This is a genomic window from Embleya sp. NPDC056575 (assembly GCF_042793325.1).
GTDB lineage: Bacteria > Actinomycetota > Actinomycetes > Streptomycetales > Streptomycetaceae > Embleya.
In genome coordinates this window covers 1-386 of sequence record NZ_JBHTVA010000191.1, presented here as the reverse complement: position 1 = coordinate 386, position 386 = coordinate 1, and the positions used below count along the sequence as shown (strand labels likewise).

Here is a 386-nt window from a genome sequence, read left to right as displayed (position 1 = left end):
CAGCAGCTCGCGGGCCGCGCTGATCTATCAGCACATGACCAATGACCGCGATCGGGCCATCGCCGACCGCCTTGGTGCGATGATCCGCGACGGCGGGGGAGACCCCTCGGACAACGGCGACAAGGGCTCCGCACGGACGTAGTGGCACGCATGTGGCACGGCGCCGGAAACGGTGAAGGGCCGGCCGGGGAGGTGAATCCTCCTGAGCTGGCCCTTCTCTCTGTGCCCCCGGCAGGATTCGAACCTGCGACACCCGCTTTAGGAGAGCGGTGCTCTATCCCCTGAGCTACGGAGGCCGGGCGTCGGGGCGGCATGGTGGTGCCTCCGCGTCGCACCGCCACAGTGTAGCGGGTCGTGCACTTGGATCGTTTCGGGTGCTCCGGGCC

At 68.4% G+C, this 386-nt stretch carries 1 tRNA gene; it reads right to left on the bottom strand.

Annotation, left to right across the window (positions count from 1 at the left end):
- Nucleotides 1-223: 223 nt before the first annotated feature.
- Nucleotides 224-296 (bottom strand) — tRNA-Arg (locus tag ACFRCG_RS48655).
- Between the last annotated feature and the right edge of the window lie 90 nt (nucleotides 297-386).